Here is a 17,536-nt window from a genome sequence, read left to right as displayed (position 1 = left end):
GGTAGGATACTGGACACGCGGCCCGGCAGACGGTCGCGACCAGTGAGGGAACGCGACGGAGATGGCCAGGTTCATCGAACGCCATCCGGCCTGGGCACTGATCGTGATCATCGCGGTCGCGATGCTCGCGTGGCTGGTGTTCGCGATCTGGCCGCCGGGGCTGGAGGCCGCGATCGGCCGCAAGCGCGTGTTCCTGAACGCGGTGCTGAACGGCATCACGCTCGGCGGGCTCTACTTCCTGGTGGCTAGCGGCTTCACGCTGATCTTCGGCCTGATGCGCAATGTCAACCTCGCGCACGGCTCGCTCTATCTGTTCGGCGGCTATGTCGGCTACGCGATCAGCAGCTGGACCGGGTCGTGGCTCCTCAGCTTCATCATCGCCTTCATCGCGGTGGCGCTGGTCGGCGTGATCCTGCAGCTCGTCGTGTTCCGACGCATGGAGGGTCAGGACCTCAGGCAGACCATGGTGACGATCGGGCTGTCGATCGTGTTCGCCGATCTGATGCTCTGGGTGTTCGGCGGCGACTTCTACCAGATCCAGACCCCGAGCTGGCTGATCGGCCCGATCCAGCTGCCGCTGCTGACCGCGATCAAATCAACGGGCGAACCGGTCTATCTGCAATACCCGCTGGTGCGGCTGGTGATCTTCGCTGCGTCCGTCGTGATCGGAATCGCGATGTGGCTGGCGCTCAACCGTACGCGGATCGGCATGATCGTGCGCGCCGGCGTCGACGACCGCGACATCCTGGCCGCCACCGGCGTGCGGATCCAGCTGGTGTTCGTGCTGGTGTTCGCGCTCGGCGCGGGCCTTGCCGGCATCGCCGGCGTGGTCGGCGGCACCTTCCAGTCGCTGTCGCCGGGCGAGGATACGCGGTTCCTGCTCGCCTCGCTCGTCGTCGTGATCGTCGGCGGCATGGGCTCGATCCCGGGAGCGGCGCTCGGCGCCGTCATCATCGGCCTCGCCGAGCAACTCGGCTCGGTCTACATCCCGACCTACGCCATCGTCGTCACCTTCCTGATCATGGTGCTGGTGCTGGCGCTGCGGCCGCAGGGCCTGCTCGCGAGGCGATGACAGATGTCGCTGCTGCAGAGCACCCAGTTCCGCCCCGACCCGTCCGCCAACGCGACCCGCCGCGCCTTCATCCGTGCCTGGCCGGAATTCCAGAACCCGGCGGCCTGGCTGGTCGCGCTGATCCTCGTGATCATGCCGCTGATCGCCAACGGCTTCTTTCTGATCGAGATCTTCGCCACCACGCTGATCCTCGGCATCATCGCGCTCAGCCTGATGTTCCTCGCCGGCTATGGCGGCATGGTCAGCCTGATGCAGCTCACCATCGCGGGCTTCGCCGGCTACATGGTCGCGGTCTTCGGCATCAGCGGCAACGCCAATATCAGCCTCGGCTGGCCGTGGTGGCTGGCAACCCCGATGGCGCTGGCGCTGGCGACGCTGTTCGGCACGCTCGGCGGCGCGCTCGCGGTGCGCACCGAGGGCATCTACACCATCATGATCACGCTCGCGATCGGCGCGGCGTTCTACTACTTCACCAACCAGAATTGGGCGATCTTCAACGGCCACACCGGCATCAACACCGTCGCGACGCCGCATTTCTGGGGCGTCGACTGGCGCGCCGATATCGCCTTCTACTATGTCACGCTCGGCGTCGCCGCGATCTGCTACTTCGCCGTCCAGTATGTCTCGCGCGCGCCGTTCGGCCTCGCGCTGCAGGGCGTCCGCGACAATTCCCGCCGCATGGCGGCGCTCGGCTTCAACCCCAATGCGCACCGCATCGCGGCCTACGCCTTCGCCGCCTTCATCGCCGCGCTCGGCGGCGTGCTGCAGGTCTGGAACTACCGGCAGATCTCGCCCGGCTCGGTCAGCGTCGGAGCCTGCATCGACGTCCTGATCATCGCCGTGGTCGGCGGCATCACGCGGCCGATCGGACCCTTCATCGGCGCGCTGATCTTCGTGCTGCTGCGGACCTTCGCGCTCGACGTGCTGATCAAGTTCGGGCTAGACGGCAACCGCTTCCGGCTGCTGATCGGGCTCGGCTTCCTCGCCATCGTGTTCTGGTCGTCGGATGGCGTGATCGGCCTGTGGGAACGCTGGCGGCAGCGCAATGCATCCTCGACGCAACGTTCAGGCGGAGGCCGCCATGGATAGCGTCGCGCAGCGGCTGTCCGTGGTCGGCGCCGGCGCGGCGCTGGAACTGCGCGGCGTGACAAGGCTGTTCGGCGCGCTGGCGGCGCTGACCGACGTCACCATCACTGTGCGGCCGGGCGAAAGGCGCGCGGTGCTCGGCTCGAACGGCGCCGGCAAGACCACGCTGTTCAACTGCATCACCGGTGACTTCCCGCCCTCCTCCGGCACGATCCGCTTCTTCGGCGAGGACATCACCCAGTTCCCGCCCTATGAGCGGATCCGCCGGGGCTTACGCCGTACCTACCAGATCTCGGCGCTGTTCCCCGGCCTCACGGTGCAGGACAACGTCTACCTCGCCTGCCGTGGCGTCTCGCGTGGCCGGTTCTCGTTCCTGCGCCCGGGGCAGAATGATGCGCTGATGCACGCGACCGAAACGCTGGTCCAGGCGGTTCACCTCAGCGGCGTGAAGGACCAGCGCGTCGCCGAGCTCGCACATGGCCAGCAGCGGCAGCTCGAGATCGCGCTGGCGCTGGCCGGCGCGCCGCGCTTCATCCTGTTCGACGAGCCGGCGGCGGGGCTGTCGCCGACCGAGCGGCGCGAGCTGATCGAGATCCTGACTTCGTTGCCGGCGCATATCGGCTACATCATCATCGAGCACGACATGGACGTCGCACTGCGCGTCGTCGAGAGCGTGACGATGATGCACAACGGCCGCATCTTCAAGGAAGGCCTGCCGCGCGAGATCGAATCCGATCCCGAGGTGCAGGAGCTTTATCTCGGAGGCGGCCATGAATGACCGCCGCGCAATGCCCGCGCTCGAGGTGAAGGGCCTCGACGTCTATTACGGCCATTCGCATGCGCTGCAGGGCGTCGATCTCACGCTCGAGTCCGGCGTGTTCTCGGTAGTCGGCCGCAACGGCATGGGCAAGACCACGCTGTGCAAGGCGATCATGGGCCTCGTGCGTGCCAGCGGCGGTTCGATCCGGATTCGCGGCGAAGAGGTCACGCGGCTCAATCCGGCACGGATCGCCCGGCTCGGCGTCGGTTATGTGCCGCAGGGCCGCCGCCTGTGGCGGTCGCTGACCGTCGACGAGCACCTTGCGCTTGCCGGCGGCCTGCGGCGCGGCGCCTGGACCATCGAGCGAATCTACGACACCTTCCCGCGCCTCGCCGAGCGCAAGACCAACGGCGGCAACCAGCTGTCCGGCGGCGAGCAGCAGATGCTCGCGATCGCGCGTGCGCTGCTGACCAATCCGCATCTCTTGATCATGGACGAGCCGACCGAAGGCCTTGCGCCCGTGATCGTCGCCCAGGTCGAGGACATGCTGCTGCGGCTCGGCGATGAGGGCGACATCTCCGTGCTGGTCATCGAGCAGAACATCGGTGTGGCGACGGCGGTGTCGCGCAACGTCGCCATCATGGTCAATGGCCGGATCAACCGGATCATCGATTCCGCCCGCCTTGCAACCGACCGCGAGTTGCAGCAGCGGTTGCTCGGCGTCGGCACCCATGGCGCCGACGAGACCGACGCCGAGCCAGCACCGGCGAAGGCCGAAGCGGCCGGTGCCCCGCAGCCGGAACGCAAGGGGCCGACCCGCATCTACGTCTCCAATCCCGTGCTGCCGACCCGCTGGTCGCAGCCGGTGCCTTTCGCCCGCATCGAGGCCGCCGCACGGACGCAGTCCACCGGAGTCACTCGGCTCGAGGAGGCAACCCGGCAGCGACGCGAACCGACGACCTCCCGAACGTCCGGGCCACCGGTCGTCCTCATCGTCGGCACGCTCGACACCAAGGGTGCCGAGCTGCGCTTCATCCGCGATATCATCGCCGGCAGCGGCCTGCGCACGCGACTGGTCGACGTCTCGACCAGCGGCAAAGCGGCGAGCTGCGATGTCACCGCGCAGGAGATCGCACTGAACCACGGCCGCGGCGGCTCCGGCGTGTTCGGCGCCGATCGCGGCGCCTCGGTGACGGCGATGGCGGAGGCGTTCGAGCGATGGCTGCGTCGCCAGGGCAATATCGCCGGGATCATCTCCGCCGGCGGCTCCGGCGGCGCGTCGCTGGTCGCGCCCGGCATGCGCGCGCTGCCGGTCGGCGTGCCGAAGCTGATCATCTCCTCGGTCGCGTCCGGCGACGTCGGTCCCTATGTCGGTCCCGCCGACATCACCATGATGTATTCGGTGACCGACGTGCAGGGTCTCAACTCGATTTCGCGCACGGTGCTCGGCAACGGCGCTCATGCGCTGGTCGGCATGGTTAAGGCGCGGCTCGATGAGCAGGCCGGCAAGCAGCGCAGCGCAGGCGCGAACCTTCCGGCGATCGGCATCACCATGTTCGGCGTCACCACCCCGGCCGTGCAGAAGATCGCGGCGGACCTGCGCGAGGATTTCGAGTGCCTCGTCTTCCACGCCACCGGCGTCGGCGGCCGCTCGATGGAGAAGCTGGTCGAGTCCGGCCAACTCGCCGGCGTGATCGACCTCACCACGACCGAGGTCTGCGACCTCCTGATGGGCGGCGTGTTCCCGGCGACCGAGGATCGCTTCGGCGCCATCGTCCGCAGCCGCGTGCCCTATGTCGGCTCGGTCGGCGCGCTGGACATGGTGAACTTCGGCGCACCCGACACGATCCCGGAGCGCTATCGGCAGCGCAAATTCCACATCCACAATCCGCAGGTCACCTTGATGCGGACCACGCCGGAAGAGAACGAGCGCATGGGCCGCTGGATCGGCGAACGGCTCAACCAGATGGACGGGCCGGTGCGCTTCTTCCTGGCCGAGGGCGGCGTCTCCGCGCTCGATGCACCCGGCCAGCCGTTCTGGGACCCGGAGGCCGATGCAGCGTTGTTCCGCGCGCTGGAGCGCACCGTGCGCCAGACCGGCAACCGGCAGATCATCCACATCAAGCGCAATATCAACGATCCCGAGTTCAGCGCCGCCATCGTCAGCGCGTTCCGCCCCTTGCTCGGACGCGCCGGTGGTCGGCGGAGAGTGGCGAGGTGACCCATGGCCAGGTTTGAACGCGCAGCGCTGTTGAAGAAGTTTCACGCCATGATCGCACGCGGCGAGCCGATCGTCGGCGGCGGCGCCGGCACCGGACTGTCGGCGAAATGCGAGGAGGCCGGCGGCGTCGACCTGATCGTGATCTACAATTCCGGCCGCTACCGCATGGCCGGCCGCGGCTCGCTCGCCGGCCTGATGCCCTATGGCGATGCCAACGCCATCGTCGTCGAGATGGCCGGCGAGGTGCTGCCGGTCGTGACCAGGACGCCGGTGCTCGCCGGCGTCAACGGCACCGATCCGTTCCGCGACATGGATGTGTTCCTCGACCAGCTCAAGGCGATCGGCTTTGCCGGCGTGCAGAACTTCCCGACCGTCGGCCTGATCGACGGCACCTTCCGCGCCAATCTCGAAGAGACCGGAATGTCCTATGCGCTCGAGATCGACATGATCGCGAAGGCGCATGAGAAGAACATGCTGACCACGCCCTATGTGTTCAGCGAGCAGGAGGCTGCCGCGATGGCGATCGCCGGCGCCGACATCATCGTCTGCCATATGGGCCTCACCACCGGCGGCACAATCGGCGCGCAGACCGCGCCAAAGCTCGCCGACTGCCCTGCCCGCATCGAGGCCTGGGCCGAGGCCGCGCTCAGCGTCAATTCGAACATCATCGTGCTCGCGCATGGCGGTCCGATCGCGGACCCCGCCGATGCCGATTTCATCATGAAGCAGACCCGCAACTGCCACGGCTTCTACGGCGCCTCCTCGATGGAACGCCTGCCGGTCGAGCGGGCGCTCACGGATCAGGTTCGCAAATTCAAGGCGATCGGCGCGCGCTAGCCGCCGTGACCAAGGGAGGAAGAGATGTCGGGGATGCTGGTCGGTGAATTGATCCTCTGGCTCATCGTCGCAATCGTCGCGATCGTCATCATCGTCTATGTCGTGAACTGGCTGTATCACCGCTCGTCGAAGGAGGTCTCCTTCGTCCGCACCGGTTTCCTCGGCGAGCGCGTGGTGATCAATGGCGGCGCCTTCGTGCTGCCGTTCATCCACGACTACACGCCGGTCAACATGAACGTGCTGCCGATGGGAATCGTGCGCTCCAGGCAGGACGCGGTGATCACCCGCGACCGCATGCGCGTCGACATCGAGGCCGATTTCTACGTCCGGGTTCAGCCGACCCGCGAAGCGGTCTCGATCGCTGCCGCCACGCTCGGCCGCCGCACCATGGAGCCCGAGCAGCTCCACACCCTGCTCTCCGGCAAATTCATCTCCGCGATCCGCTCAGTCGCCTCCGAGATGACGATGGAGCAGATGCACGAGCAGCGCGGCGACTATGTGGCGCGCGTCAAGGCCAATGCCGCCGAAGCACTGGCGCAGAATGGCCTCGAACTGGAGTCGGTCGCGATCACCGATCTCGATCAGACCGACCTCGAATATTTCAATCCCTCGAACCGCTTCGACGCCGAAGGCTTGACCCGCCTGATGGAGGACATCGAGGCCAAGCGCAAGCTGCGCAACGACATCGAGCAGGACTCGATGATCAAGATCCGCTCCCGCAATCTCGAGGCCGAGCGGCAGGCGCTGGAGATCGAGCGCGAAAGCGAGACCGCCCGTCTCGAGCAGGAACGCGACATCGAGATGCGCCGTGCCCTGCAGCGCACTGAGGTCGCCCGCGAGCGCGCGCTGCGCGAGACAGAGTCGGAGCAGGCCCAGATTGCGGCGCGCGAAGCCATCGAGAAAGCGCGCATCGCCAACGAGCAGGCGATCACCGAAGCACGCATCGCCTCGGAGCGCGAGACCCGGCACAAGGAGATCGAGCGGACGCGGGCGGTCGAAGAGAAGGAGCTGCTGGCGCGCGAGGAGATCGAGAAGGTCCGGATCGCCAACCAGCGCTCGGTCGACACCACCCGCATCGCCTCCGAGCGCGAGGTGCGCCAGCGCGAGATCGAGCGGATGCGCACGGTCGAGGAAGCCGAGATCGCCGCTCGCGAGGCGATCGAGAAGGCCCGGATCCAGCAGGACCGCGTCGTCACCGATGCCCGCATCGCCAATGAGGAGGAGACCCGGCGCCGCGAGATCGAGCGCACCCGCGCGGTCGACGAGGCCGAGATCGCCGCGCGCGAGGCCACCGAGAAGGCGCGCATCGCCCAGACCATGACGGTCAATGTCGAGCGCATCTCCTCGGACGAGCGCACCCGCGCGCTGGAAATCCAGCAGGTTCGCACCATCCAGGAAGCCGAGATCGAGGCGCAGAAGGCGGTCGAGGCCGCCCGCATCGCGCGCGAGAAGATGCTGGCCGCCGAGCGCATCGCCGCCGACCACACCACACGCAAGCTCGAGATCGAGCGCAACCAGGCGGTCGAGATCGCCGGGATCAGTGCCCGCGAAGCCACCGAAGCGTCGCGGATCGCCCAGGAAGAGCACGTCCGGGCGCTCGAGATCGCCCGCACCCGCGCGATCGAGGAAGCCGATATCGCCTCCCGCGAGGCGATCGAGGCGGCGCGGATCTCGCAGGAGAAGTCGGTCGCCGCGCAGCGCATCCGCGCCGAGCGCGAAACCCGCGGGCTCGAGATCGCGCGCACCGAGGCGATCGAGGCCGCCGAGCTGAAGCGCCGCGACGCCATCGAGCGGCAGCGCATCGATGTCGAGCTGACGTTGGAGAGTGAGCGGATCGCCTCCTCCAGGACCCGCGAAGTGCTCAACATCGACCAGAAGAAGGCGATCGAGCTCGCCGACGAGGAGCGCGTGATCGCGCTCGCCGCCAAGCGCTCCGAGCGGATCGATGCCGACCGGCAGGTCCGGCAGGCCGAAATTGTGGCGCGCAAGGACATCGACACCACCGACGTCTCCCGCGAGCAGGCGCTGGAGGCGGCCCGGATCGAGCGGCGCCGTGCGATCGAACAGCTCGAGGTCGCTCGCAACCAGTCGCTGCAGGAGGCCGAGATCGTCGCCCGCGAGGAGGTCGAACGCGCCCGCATCGCCTCCGACCGTGGCCTCGACGAGGCCCGCATCGGCCGCGAGCGCGAGCTACGCAAGCTCGAGGTCAACCGCGAGAAGGATGTCGAGACCGCGCTGATGGAAAAGGCCATCGCGCTGCATCAGAAATCACTGGAAGAATCCGCGGCACGAGCCGCGGCCGAGGACGCCCGGATCCACGCCACCGAAGCGGCCGAACGCGTCGTCACCGCGCGCGAAAGCGAGATCGCAAAGCGGCGCAAGACCGTCGAGGTGCTGCTCGCCGAAAAGCAGGCCGAGGAAACCAGGATCGCAGCCGGGGCCGAACGGGTCCGTGCCACGGTCGAGGCCGAGGCGCAGCGTCTGCTTAACGAGGCCGAGAACGTGCTGACCGATCAGGCGCGCTACTCGCTGTTCCGCCGCAAGCTGCTCGACCGGATCGAGGGCATCGTGCGCGAGAGCGTCAAGCCGATGGAGAAGATCGAGGGCATCCGCATCCTCCAGGTCGACGGCCTCAACGGCAACGGGCATGGCAACGGCACCGGACGCAGCGCCACTGACGAAGTGATCGACTCGGCGCTGCGCTACCGCGTGCAGGCGCCGCTGATCGACTCGATCCTCTCGGATATCGGCGTCGAGGGCGGCAGCCTCGCCAAGATGCCCGGCCTGATCCGCGAAGCCCGAGACATGCAAGGCATCAAGGACTCCGCGCGCAAGAGCGGCGCCGAGGAAAAGCCGCCGGCGCCCGAGGGCGGCGGCGAGCCGGCGCGACCTGAGCGCACGCCGCGCAAGAAGGACTGAGCTCACGCCATGGCACGGGTTTACGTTTCCACCGTCGTCAACGCCCGCAACGACCGGGTCTGGGCCCGCGTCCGCGATTTCAACGGGCTGCCGAACTGGCATCCCGCGATCGCCGAAAGCCGGATCGAGGGCGGCGAGCCCTCCGACAAGATCGGCTGCGTCAGGGATTTCCGGCTGCGCAACGGCGATCGCATCCGCGAGAAGCTGCTCGGGCTGTCCGACTACGACATGTTCTGCACCTATTCGATCCTGGAATCGCCGATGGGCGTCGAGAACTACGTCGCGACGCTGCGGCTCACGCCAGTCACCGACGGCGACCAGACCTTCCTGGAATGGACCGCCGAATTCGACTGCGCGCCGGAGCGCGAGACGGAGCTCGTCAACAATATCGGCGGCGGCGTGTTCCAGGGCGGCTTCGACGCGTTGAAGCGGGCGTTCGGAGGATAGACCGTGCCGCATATCGTCAAAAGCACGATCCTGGATGCGCCGACCGATGCGGTGTGGGCCGTGCTGCGCGATTTCAACGGTCATGACCGCTGGCATCCGGCGGTCGCGAGCAGCGGCATCGAGCGCGCCCAGCCGTCCGACAAGATCGGCTGCGTCAGGCGCTTCAAGCTGAAGGACGGCGCCGAGCTGCGCGAGCAACTGCTGGCGCTGTCCGATCTTGAGCAATCGTTCAGCTACTGCCTGCTCGATACGCCGATCCCGATGTTCAACTACGTGGCGCATGTCCGTCTGCTGCCGGTCACCGATGGTGACCGCACCTTCTGGCACTGGGAGTCGCGCTTCACGACGCGAACCGAGGACAGCGAGCGCATCACGCGGATGGTTTCGGAAGACATCTACCAGGCCGGCTTCAACGCCATCCGCCGGCATCTGAAGGAGGCCGCGTAAGCGGAGAGCACCATCATGCCAGTCACGGTGAAGACCTTCACCAGCACCCATGACGCCGCGGCGGCGCTGTCCTCGGATCGCAGCGCCCGCTATCTCGGCGGCGGCACGCTGGTGATGCGGGCGCTGAACGAGGGCGACATCTCGATCTCGACCATCGTGCGCGCCAGCGACCAAGCGATGACACGGATCGATGCCACCGGCTCGCGCATCACGCTCGGCGCCGGCGTCACCTTCGCCCGCGTCCTGGCCGAACGCGACCTCGCCTTCCTGCACGCCCCGGCGCGCTCGATCGGCGGGCCGGCGGTGCGCAACATGGGCACCGTCGGGGGCAATCTGTTCGCGCCGGTGCCGTATGGCGACTTCACGGTCGCGATGCTCGCGCTTGATGCCACGGTGTCCGTCCAGGGCGGCCTCGGCGGGCGCGAGATTCCGATCGAGGAGTTCCTGCAATCGCGCGACCGGCAGGCCGGATCGCTGGTGCTGGCGATCTCCTTTGCCAGGCCCGGCAGCATTGAGGCCTTCCGCTACCGCAAGATCGCGCGCATCAAGCCCAACGGCGGCGCGGTGATCACGCTCGCGGCGCACCTGCCCGTTAACGGCAGCCGCATCGTCGGCGCCCGCGTCGCGCTTGGCTCGATGGCGCCGACGCCGATCCGCGCCCGTGCCGTCGAGCGCGCGCTCGAAGGCCGCGCGCTCGACGCCTCCACCATCAGCGCAGCTGCTGCGGCAGCCGTTGAGGGAACGTCACCCGGCGACAATGCGCTCGCCAGCGCCTGGTATCGCCGCGAGATCGTCGGCGTGCATCTCCGCCGTCTGTTGTCCGGTCAGGAATAATTCGTGATGGCCAAGACTGCCCTTCAATTCCAGCATAACGGCCGTGACGTCGCGATCTTCGTCGACGGCGGCACCAACCTTCTGGTCGCGCTCCGCGAACTGATCGGCGACATGACGCCGAAGTTCGGCTGCGGCCAGGGCGGCTGCGGCACCTGCAGCGTGCTGATCGACGGCGAGCTGCATCTCTCCTGCCTGACGCTCGCCGAAACGGTCGCCGGCCGCTCGGTCGAGACGCTCGACGGCGTCAAGGACGGCCCCAATCTGCACCCGCTGCAGCGCGCCTTCGCCGACAATTTCGCCGCGCAGTGCGGCTACTGCACGCCCGGCATGCTGATGGCCGCGAAGGCGCTGCTCGACCGCAATCCGCAGCCGAGCCGCGCCGAAGTGGTCGAGGCGATCTCCGGCAACATCTGCCGCTGCACCGGCTACGAGCCGATCATCAACGCCGTGCTATCAGCCGCTTCCGGCGGCCGGGCGCGTGCGTAAGGGAATAGTGCCATGCTGGAATTGCGCAAGGACATCTTCGCCGACGAGCGCGACGACAATCTGAAGGAGATCGGCAAAGGCACGCAGCGCCAGGATATGCTCGGCCATGTCACCGGCACCTCGCCCTATTTCGATGACCACAAGCTGCAGGGCATGCTGCATCTGAAGGTGGTGCGCAGCGCGCATCCCCATGCAAGACTCCGCCGCATCGACACCTCGGAGGCCGAGCGGTCGCAGGGGGTCCGGCGTGCGATCCGCGCCTCCGACGTGCCGCGCAACCTGAACACGCTGCTCAGCCTGATCAATTTCGGCAAGGACGACGAGCCCTCGCTCGCGGTCGACAAGGTGCGCTACAAGGGCGAACCCATCGTCGCGATCGTCGCCGACAGCCCGCGCGAGGCCTATGAGGCCATCGCAAAGGTCAAGATCGACTATGAGCCGCTGCCGGCGGTGTTCGACGTCGAGGAGGCGCTGAAGGCGGGCGCGCCCGTGGTCAACGAGGTCTATCCCAAGAACACCTTCACCTATCACGAGACCTATGATCACCAGCAGCTGCGCTTCGGCGATGCCGACCGCGCACTCGCGACGGCCGACCATGTGCTGGAACAGCGCTACCAGATGTCGCCGATCGAGCACGCGCCGACCGAAACCAACGGCTCGATCGCAGCTCCCGACACCAACGGCCGCTACATCGTCTACACCTCGACGCAGGCGCTGTTCTTCTCGGTGGACACCTGCGCGAAGATCCTCGACGTGCCTTCCAATACCTTCCACTTCATCGGCGGCACCGTGGGCGGCGGGTTCGGCGGCAAGGTCGATACGCTGACCGAGCCGCTCTGCATCCTCGGCGCGATGCTGACCGGTCGCCCGGTGCGCTATGTGTTCGGGCGCGAGGAGGAGATGCAGTACGGGCCGCCGCGCGGCGCCGAGCGCATCTACATCAAGGACGGCGTGATGCGCGACGGCCGCATCGTCGCCCGCAAGGTGCGCGCCTACTTCGACAGCGGCGCCTATACGCGGCTGTCGAGCTATGCAGCGGTGAAATGCGCCGCCCATCTGCCCGGCCCCTACACGATCCCGAACGTTCATGGCGACGTCTACTGCGTCTTCACCAATCGCACGCCGGCGACCGCGATGCGCGGCTTCGGCGTCACCGCGATGGATTTCGCCATCGAATGCCAGATGGACAAGCTCGCCCATCTCGTCGGCATGGACCCGATGGAGTTCCGGATCCTCAATGCGTATCGCGACGGCGACATGAAGGCGCACCGCCGCGAGGCCAAGAACACCGCGCTGATCGAATGCGTGCAGGTCGCAGCGGAGAAGGCCAAGTGGCCGCTCCGCGAAGACTTCAAGCGGATGTCGTCGCGCAAGGATGGTGGCGGCGCGCGAGCCGCCGTGACGCCGACCCCGCGCGAGCCGCATGCACCGCCGGCCTCACCATCCCAGCAGCGCACGACGTATGACCGCGCGCCGGCCGCGACCCGCGAGCCGCCGCCACCGCCGCCCTCTTCGCCGCCACCGTCGTCTCCGCCGCCGCGGCCGGGCGCGCCGTCGCACGGCGCCACCCGCTTCTCTTCCGTCTTCGGCACCAGGAGGCGCTGACCATGACCCGGCATCGCGGACGCGGCATCGCGTCGGTCAACTATCCCATCGGCATGAACCTCGGCGGCGATCCCAGCCAGGCGCTGGTGCATTCCAACCCGAGCGGCAAGTTCACCGTGGCGCTGTCCTCGATCGACCTCGGCCAGGGCATGAAGTCGGTGACGCGGCAGATCTGCGCCGAGACGCTCGGCGTGCCGGTCGAGGACGTCTATGTCGACACCGCGGATTCCGACACCGGCCCGCACTGCATGGGCTCGTTCGCCTCGCGCGGCACGCATCGCGTCGGCAACGCCGTAATGGCGGCTGCGCGCGAGGCACGCGGTGTGATGATGGAGGCCGCCGCCGAGGAACTGGAGGTGAATGCCGCCGACCTCGAGACCGACGGCCGCGGCAATATCCACGTCAAGGGCGCGCCGCATCGCTCGATCTCCACCAAGGACGTCGCCATCGCCGCGCAGTTCAAGCAGGGCAAGACGATCTCCGGCCGCGGTATCTTCCTGGTGCCGCTGTCCGACGTCGACCCCGAGACCGGCGAGATGTCGCCGGCGACATGCTACGCGCATGCCTGCCTGGTCGCCGAGGTCGAGGTCGACGACGAGACCGGCGAGGTCGACATGGTCCGGATGGACTCCGCCTATGAACTCGGCCGCGCGCTCAATCCACGGCTGGTCGAGCAGCAGCTAGTTGGCGGCGCCTGGATGGGCGTCAGCCACGCGCTCTACGAGACGCCGGAGCCTTATTATCCGGAGCCGGTGCACGGTCCGCGCGACTTCGTCGAATATCTGATGCCGGGTCCGGGCGACATCTGCCCGCACGACATCGCGGTGCTGGAACGCCCGGCGCCCGACGGTCCGTTCGGCGCCAAGGGACCGGGCGAGATGTGCGCCAATCCCGTGCTGCCTGCGGTCGCCAACGCAATCTTCAACGCGGTCGGGGTGCGGATCGACGATCTCCCGATCACGCCGGAAAAGGTGTTGCGCGCCATCAGGGCGCAAGGCGGCGCGCGTCCGCAGCCACGGCGCTGAGGTTTCTCCATGCCGGTCCGCAGCAACATCGTCGGCATCGACAGCCCAGAGGCGCTGGAGAAGGCGCTGCGCGCGGCCTATTATCTCGCCGACGACGGCATCGCGACCGCCTCCTATCTCTCGCTTGCGCTGGGCAAGCCGCTGTTACTCGAGGGCGCGCCGGGTGTCGGCAAGACCGAAGCTGCAAAAGCGATCGCCGCCGTGCTCGGCCGCAGGCTGATCCGCCTGCAATGCTACGAAGGCATCGACGCCGCCGCTGCCCTCTACGAGTGGAACTATCCGCGCCAGATGCTGGCGATCCGGCAGGCCGGCGAGGAGAGCATCGATATCTATGGCGACGCCTTCCTGATCGAGCGCCCGATGCTGGCCGCGCTGCGCGCGCCCGACGCGACGGTGCTTCTGATCGACGAAATCGACCGCGCCGATCAGGAGTTCGAGGCCTTCCTGCTCGAATTCCTCTCCGACTTCCAGATCTCGATCCCCGAGCGCGGCACGGTGCGCGCTGCAGAGCATCCGGTCGTGGTGCTGACGTCGAACCGGACGCGCGATCTGCACGAGGCGCTGCGGCGGCGCTGCGTCTATCACTGGATCGATTATCCGAATGCCGAGCGCGAGGCGCGCATCGTGATGATGCGGGCGTCCAGCGTCGCCGAGGCCACCGCCCGCGCGGTGGTCGCCGCCGTCGGCCGGCTGCGCCGCGAGCCGCTGAGCAAGGCGCCCGGGATCGCCGAGGCGGTCGACTGGGCCGAGGCCGCGACCCTGCTCAACAAGGGCGGCGCGCGCTGGCCGGACGCGTTCAAACGCTCGATCGGCGTCGCGCTGAAGGACGAGGAGGATCTGCATTTCATTTCGCCCCGGCTCGATGCGATCATCGCGGAGGCGGCCGCGTGAACGACGACCTGCAGCTGCCGCGCGCCGCGCGGATATTTGTTTCGTTCGTCGCGCTGCTGCGCGCCAACGGCTTTTCGGTTGCGCCGGAGCAGACGACGAGCTTCCTCGCGGCAATCGAGCTGCTCGGTCCGCGCAGCCTGGAGCACATCCGCCTGGCCGGGCTCGCGACATTGGCGCCGCCGCCCCAGCGCCGGGCGACGTATGACCGGCTGTTCGACATCCACTTCCGCGGCGCCGAGGCGATCGAGCAGGCCGAGGGTGAGGACGAAGAGGCCGTTCGCCTGCAGGAGGAAGGCCGCGGCGAGGACGAGCCGCCGCTTGCCGACGAGGCCAATGAGTCCGGCCTCGCCGCGGCGCGCGCCGAGGCATTGGTCGAGCGCCGCTTTGCCCAGACCGCGACCAGCGATCCGCTGCGAAAACTGTCGCGCGAAGCGGCACGGCGGCTGCCGCGACGGCGCGGCCACCGGCGCCGTCGCGCACGCAGTGGTCCGTTCGCCGATCTGCGCCGCACGCTGCGCGACAGCGTCCGCAATGACGGCGAGGTGCTGCGGCTCGGGCGGACGCGACGCCGCCAACGCCCGCGCAAGATCCTGTTCCTGATCGACGTCTCCGGCTCGATGAAGGCGCGCACCGAGGAGAACATGAAGCTCGCGCATGTGCTGGTGCAGGCGGCCGGCAATGTCGAGGTCTTCACCTTCGGCACAAGACTGACCCGAGTCACGCCGGCGCTGCGGCTGAAGCGGCGCGAGCAGGCGCTGAACGCGGCCTCCTTCCTGGTCAGCGACTGGGACGGCGGCACAAGGATCGGCGATGCGCTGCAGGCGTTCCTCGCCGTGCCGCGATTCGGCGGATATGCCCGCGGCGCCGCGGTCGTGATCGTCTCCGACGGCCTGGAACGCGGCGATCCGGCTGCGCTGCGCGATGCCGTGGCAAAACTGTCGCGGCGGGCCTGGCGCGTCAGCTGGCTGACGCCGCTCGCAACCTCGCCCGGCTTCACGCCGCAAACCGAGGCGCTGATCGCGATCCAGCGCTTTGTCGACGATCTCGTGGACGGCGGATCCAGCGCGGCTGTTGTCGCGCATCTGCTGTCGCTTGGAACAAGGAGAGCCGCGTGACTGGCATTGTCGACGGACATCATCACATCTGGCGGCAGGCCGATCTCGCCTGGCTGTCCGGCCCGATGCAGCCGCGCATCTTCGGCCCCTATGAGCCGATCCGCCGCGACTATCCGATCGAGGAGTATCTCGGCGACCTCAAGGGCACCGGCGTCAACCGCTCGGTCTATGTCCAGACCAACTGGCCGAACGGCCAATTCGAGGACGAAGCCGCCTGGGTGCAGCAGACCGCGGACCAGCACGGCTGGCCGCACGCCCTCGTCGCCTATGCCGATTTCTCCGTCGCCGACGTCCGCCCGCAACTCGATCGATTGAAGCGCTATCCGCTGGTGCACGGCGTGCGCATGCAGCTGCACTGGCACGAGAACCCGCTGTACCGCTTCGCCGCGCGTGCCGATCTCTGCAATGATCCCGTGATCCGGCGCAATGTCGGCCACCTCGCCGACTACGGCTGGAGTTTTGACCTGCAGGTGTTCGCGCCGCAGATGGCCGATGCGGCCGGCCTCGTGGAGGCTTGCCCTGACGTGACCTTCATCCTGCAGCATGCCGGCATGCTGGAGGACCTGTCGCCGCAGGGCCGCGCCACCTGGCGCAGCGGGATGACGCGGCTCGCGCGATGTCCGAATGTGGTGTCGAAGCTGTCCGGGCTCGGCACCTTCATCCATCGCAACGATGCCGCGCATATCGCCGGCGTGGTGACCGATACCGTCGCGATCTTCGGCGCCGACCGCTGCCTGTTCGGCTCGAACTTTCCGATCGAGAAGCTGTGGACCAGCTATCGCGATCTCGTCGCCGCTTTCAAGGCGGCAGCCGAACGGCTGAGCCCCGAACAGCGCGATGCGATCTTCAGCACGACGGCGGCGCGGGTCTATCGGCTACAGCCATAGCCGCACCGCGGGGTCGAACATAACAACGAACACGAATTGGGAGGGAGACAGATGCCGCTAGAGATCAAGATTCTGGACTATGGCGATATCGAGCTGGAATCGAGCTTCCTCGTGCTCGGGCACAATTGCGGCCGCACCCGCCGCGTGCTGACGCTCGGCTTCCTGATCCTCGGCGGCCCCTATCCCGTGCTGGTCGACACCGGCTATCGCTCCAACCAGATCATGGAGATGCTCGGCATGCGCGGGCTCCAGTTCCACGAAAACATGATCGAGAACCAGCTCGCCCGCCACGGCGTGCGGATGGGCGACGTCCGCTTCGTCTGTCACACCCACCTGCACATCGACCATGCCGGCAAGGACGACCTGTTCCCGATGAACACGACCGTCGTGCTGAACCGCAAGGAGCTGGAATACTCCGTCTCGGGCCTGATGCACCCGCAGTATCCGGCGCCGGACATCAAGCACCTGATCGACCGCCTGCACACCAAGAGCGCGCTGCGCTTTCTCGACCTCGAAATCACCGGCCCGGTCGAGCTGATGCCGGGCGTCTATTGCGACGCTGCCAACGCCCATACCGAAGGCTCGATGAACATCCATGTCCACACCGCCGACGGGATTGCGACGATCTGCGGCGACGTGATCTATGATTTCAACGACCAGATCGTGAATCCCTTTAACGAGATCCACGACGCCGAGCCGCGCACCACGGGCAACCACGGCACCAGCAAGCGCGCCGAGAAGGCAGCGATCAAGAAGCTGCTCTCGAGCTCCCGCTATCTGCTTCCTGTGCACGATCGCCCGGCCAAGATCGAGGGCGGCATGGTGGTCGGCCGCCTGCATGACCAGGTACCCGGGCCTGTCGTGCAGAGCCTGCCGCAGCGCAACTGGTTCCCGGCGTAGAGGA

16 protein-coding genes are annotated in these 17,536 nt (G+C 67.6%); all 16 read left to right on the top strand.

Annotation, left to right across the window (positions count from 1 at the left end; all coding sequences use genetic code 11):
- Positions 1-61: 61 nt before the first annotated feature.
- From Q2M23_RS02285 to Q2M23_RS02210, 16 genes are read left to right on the top strand one after another with little or no spacing between them, the layout of a single operon-like run.
- Complete coding sequence (locus Q2M23_RS02285) at positions 62-1,072, top strand: branched-chain amino acid ABC transporter permease (protein WP_316394018.1); 1,011 nt, start codon at positions 62-64, stop codon at positions 1,070-1,072.
- A gap of 3 nt (positions 1,073-1,075) precedes the next feature.
- A complete protein-coding gene (locus Q2M23_RS02280; RefSeq protein ID WP_076826017.1) occupies positions 1,076-2,161 on the top strand; it encodes a branched-chain amino acid ABC transporter permease in 1,086 nt (361 codons plus the stop codon).
- Positions 2,154-2,936 (top strand): ABC transporter ATP-binding protein, encoded by a 783-nt coding sequence (locus Q2M23_RS02275; RefSeq protein ID WP_016847809.1) that lies wholly within the window; start codon positions 2,154-2,156, stop codon positions 2,934-2,936. The genes Q2M23_RS02280 and Q2M23_RS02275 overlap by 8 nt, the downstream gene beginning before the upstream one ends.
- Positions 2,929-5,139 carry an ABC transporter permease gene (locus Q2M23_RS02270; RefSeq protein WP_316394009.1) on the top strand — a complete coding sequence of 737 codons (2,211 nt, stop codon included), beginning with the start codon at positions 2,929-2,931 and terminating at the stop codon, positions 5,137-5,139. Before Q2M23_RS02275 ends, Q2M23_RS02270 begins: the two co-directional genes overlap by 8 nt.
- Positions 5,140-5,142: 3 nt before the next feature.
- Positions 5,143-5,976: a phosphoenolpyruvate hydrolase family protein gene (locus tag Q2M23_RS02265; protein WP_141343038.1), complete on the top strand. Its 834-nt coding sequence runs from the start codon at positions 5,143-5,145 to the stop codon at positions 5,974-5,976.
- Positions 5,977-6,000: 24 nt separating this feature from the next.
- The gene (locus Q2M23_RS02260; protein WP_141343039.1) at positions 6,001-8,895 is read left to right on the top strand and encodes a flotillin family protein; all 2,895 of its coding nucleotides are present in this window, start codon (positions 6,001-6,003) and stop codon (positions 8,893-8,895) included.
- A gap of 9 nt (positions 8,896-8,904) precedes the next feature.
- Positions 8,905-9,342: an SRPBCC family protein gene (locus Q2M23_RS02255; protein ID WP_028338488.1), complete on the top strand. Its 438-nt coding sequence runs from the start codon at positions 8,905-8,907 to the stop codon at positions 9,340-9,342.
- A 3-nt stretch (positions 9,343-9,345) separates the two neighbouring features.
- A complete protein-coding gene (locus Q2M23_RS02250) occupies positions 9,346-9,789 on the top strand; it encodes an SRPBCC family protein (protein WP_141343040.1) in 444 nt (147 codons plus the stop codon).
- Between the two features lie 15 nt (positions 9,790-9,804).
- Positions 9,805-10,623 (top strand): FAD binding domain-containing protein, encoded by an 819-nt coding sequence (locus tag Q2M23_RS02245; protein WP_141343041.1) that lies wholly within the window; start codon positions 9,805-9,807, stop codon positions 10,621-10,623.
- Between the two features lie 6 nt (positions 10,624-10,629).
- On the top strand, positions 10,630-11,109 hold the full coding sequence (locus Q2M23_RS02240; protein ID WP_141343042.1) for a (2Fe-2S)-binding protein: 480 nt from the start codon (positions 10,630-10,632) through the stop codon (positions 11,107-11,109).
- Between the two features lie 12 nt (positions 11,110-11,121).
- A complete protein-coding gene (locus Q2M23_RS02235) occupies positions 11,122-12,714 on the top strand; it encodes a xanthine dehydrogenase family protein molybdopterin-binding subunit (protein WP_316394006.1) in 1,593 nt (530 codons plus the stop codon).
- A 2-nt stretch (positions 12,715-12,716) separates the two neighbouring features.
- Positions 12,717-13,739, top strand: a complete 1,023-nt coding sequence (locus Q2M23_RS02230; RefSeq protein WP_021075858.1) for a xanthine dehydrogenase family protein molybdopterin-binding subunit — start codon at positions 12,717-12,719, stop codon at positions 13,737-13,739.
- A gap of 9 nt (positions 13,740-13,748) precedes the next feature.
- Positions 13,749-14,630, top strand: coding sequence for an AAA family ATPase (locus Q2M23_RS02225; protein WP_028338483.1), 882 nt, complete (start codon positions 13,749-13,751; stop codon positions 14,628-14,630).
- Complete coding sequence (locus tag Q2M23_RS02220) at positions 14,627-15,745, top strand: vWA domain-containing protein (protein ID WP_316393999.1); 1,119 nt, start codon at positions 14,627-14,629, stop codon at positions 15,743-15,745. The genes Q2M23_RS02225 and Q2M23_RS02220 overlap by 4 nt, the downstream gene beginning before the upstream one ends.
- Positions 15,742-16,632, top strand: coding sequence for an amidohydrolase family protein (locus Q2M23_RS02215; RefSeq protein WP_316393997.1), 891 nt, complete (start codon positions 15,742-15,744; stop codon positions 16,630-16,632). Before Q2M23_RS02220 ends, Q2M23_RS02215 begins: the two co-directional genes overlap by 4 nt.
- 51 nt (positions 16,633-16,683) lie before the next feature.
- Complete coding sequence (locus Q2M23_RS02210) at positions 16,684-17,532, top strand: MBL fold metallo-hydrolase (protein ID WP_316393995.1); 849 nt, start codon at positions 16,684-16,686, stop codon at positions 17,530-17,532.
- Positions 17,533-17,536: the final 4 nt, after the last annotated feature.

This window comes from Bradyrhizobium sp. 33ap4, assembly GCF_032654765.1.
In the GTDB taxonomy this organism is placed as follows: Bacteria; Pseudomonadota; Alphaproteobacteria; order Rhizobiales; family Xanthobacteraceae; genus Bradyrhizobium; species Bradyrhizobium australafricanum.
The sequence above is the reverse complement of the archived record's forward strand: the minus strand, read 5'-3'. Positions and strand labels throughout refer to the sequence as shown.

Coding starts and splice junctions, on each gene's coding strand:
- Q2M23_RS02285 (WP_316394018.1), top strand. CDS start 62: ATGGCCAGGTTCATCGAACGCCATCCGGCCTGGGCACTGATCGTGATC.
- Q2M23_RS02280 (WP_076826017.1), top strand. CDS start 1,076: ATGTCGCTGCTGCAGAGCACCCAGTTCCGCCCCGACCCGTCCGCCAAC.
- Q2M23_RS02275 (WP_016847809.1), top strand. CDS start 2,154: ATGGATAGCGTCGCGCAGCGGCTGTCCGTGGTCGGCGCCGGCGCGGCG.
- Q2M23_RS02270 (WP_316394009.1), top strand. CDS start 2,929: ATGAATGACCGCCGCGCAATGCCCGCGCTCGAGGTGAAGGGCCTCGAC.
- Q2M23_RS02265 (WP_141343038.1), top strand. CDS start 5,143: ATGGCCAGGTTTGAACGCGCAGCGCTGTTGAAGAAGTTTCACGCCATG.
- Q2M23_RS02260 (WP_141343039.1), top strand. CDS start 6,001: ATGTCGGGGATGCTGGTCGGTGAATTGATCCTCTGGCTCATCGTCGCA.
- Q2M23_RS02255 (WP_028338488.1), top strand. CDS start 8,905: ATGGCACGGGTTTACGTTTCCACCGTCGTCAACGCCCGCAACGACCGG.
- Q2M23_RS02245 (WP_141343041.1), top strand. CDS start 9,805: ATGCCAGTCACGGTGAAGACCTTCACCAGCACCCATGACGCCGCGGCG.
- Q2M23_RS02240 (WP_141343042.1), top strand. CDS start 10,630: ATGGCCAAGACTGCCCTTCAATTCCAGCATAACGGCCGTGACGTCGCG.
- Q2M23_RS02235 (WP_316394006.1), top strand. CDS start 11,122: ATGCTGGAATTGCGCAAGGACATCTTCGCCGACGAGCGCGACGACAAT.
- Q2M23_RS02230 (WP_021075858.1), top strand. CDS start 12,717: ATGACCCGGCATCGCGGACGCGGCATCGCGTCGGTCAACTATCCCATC.
- Q2M23_RS02225 (WP_028338483.1), top strand. CDS start 13,749: ATGCCGGTCCGCAGCAACATCGTCGGCATCGACAGCCCAGAGGCGCTG.
- Q2M23_RS02210 (WP_316393995.1), top strand. CDS start 16,684: ATGCCGCTAGAGATCAAGATTCTGGACTATGGCGATATCGAGCTGGAA.